At 44.5% G+C, this 1309-nt stretch carries 2 protein-coding genes; both read left to right on the top strand.

Features of this window, described 5'->3' with window-relative positions:
- Nucleotides 1–302: NADP-dependent isocitrate dehydrogenase (locus tag A3735_RS22980; RefSeq protein ID WP_197485990.1), on the top strand; the 302-nt coding region annotated here is incomplete at its 5' end.
- A 515-nt stretch (nucleotides 303–817) separates the two neighbouring features.
- Nucleotides 818–1309 (top strand): MFS transporter (locus A3735_RS22975; RefSeq protein WP_156499850.1); only part of this gene is annotated, 492 nt, incomplete at its 3' end.

Genomic DNA, 1309 nt, shown 5'->3' with positions numbered 1-1309 from the left:
TGGAAGAAAATAAGTCACCGTCACGAGTGTCTGGTGAGCTGGATAACCGTGGTAGCCACTTCTTCTTGGCCTTGTATTGGGCTAAAGCGCTTGCTGCGCAAGATGATAACCTTGAGCTAAAAGAGCGCTTTGCAGCGCTGGCTAAGACATTAGAAGAGCAGCAGTCGACTATTCTTGCTGAAATGACGGTTGTGCAAGGTAAGCCTGTCGATATTGGCGGTTACTACCATCCTGATGTGGCGAAAGCGACTAAGGCGATGAGACCAAGTGATACCTTTAATTCAGCGCTTGATAATTTGTAAGCGTATCTGAGTGAAAAAAAACCGAACCGGCTCAGGCCGGTTTTTTTATGCCCAGAGTTTCATAGATAAATGACTGGAAGGTACTATCGATTGTAGTGTTGAGCGTTCTTATAGGTCTTTGGGTCAAGCGTAGGGTAGCTCTTCACTGTCATGAAGGCACCAATTTGGTAAGTCTTGATTGAGGTACCTAGGTTTACGCTGGATTTTTGGGCAGATTGTTTGTATGCAGGTTGTTCAAATAGTGCACAATGAGTTGGTGTGCTCCTTGGTAAAGCTGTTTCATGTGATAGCTTAGGTTTTGCGAGCGTAATATGGTGCGAGAAGTAAAAGGTAGTCTTTCTATTGCTTCAGAATGGTGCGTTTTGGCTGGAGGATATGTTGGAATCTGTCTGTGCGCAAGTCGTTTGTGTAATTATCTGTTTTTATCTTGTTGAAAGTAAAGAAAAAAATCTTAGTTGGATCGACTTTTGATTATGGTGGCCTAGTTTTCATTCAATCTATTTAAGGAACCCCGCATGTCTGAAGCTCGATTAAGGTTATTGGATTTTTCCAGTCGACCGACACAAATATTGCACTTTACCTGGTTTGCATTCTTTTTGACCTTCGTGATGTGGTTCAGTCATGCGCCAATGAAGCCTTTCATTATGGCAGCATTTGATATGAGTAATGCCCAGTGGAAGGCGTTATTGATCCTTAACGTTGCACTTACTATACCAGCGCGTATTGTTGTCGGGATGTTGGTGGATAAGTTTGGGCCGCGCGCTGTTTATAGCTTGTTGTTGATGGTGTCGGCGTTTCTTTGTTGGGGTTTTGCTCTAGCTCAAACTTATGAGCAGTTAGCCTTATTCCGTTTCTTGTGTGGCTTTATTGGTGCGGGTTTTGTTATCGGTATTCGTATGGTGGGAGAATGGTTCCCTGCGAAGACGGTTGGCTTAGCAGAAGGTGTATATGGTGGCTGGGGTAACTTCGGTTCGGCAGCTGCAGCATGGACTCTTCCAGCGGTAGCA

This window comes from Oleiphilus sp. HI0061, from assembly GCF_001635675.1.
The sequence above is the reverse complement of the archived record's forward strand: the minus strand, read 5'-3'. Positions and strand labels throughout refer to the sequence as shown.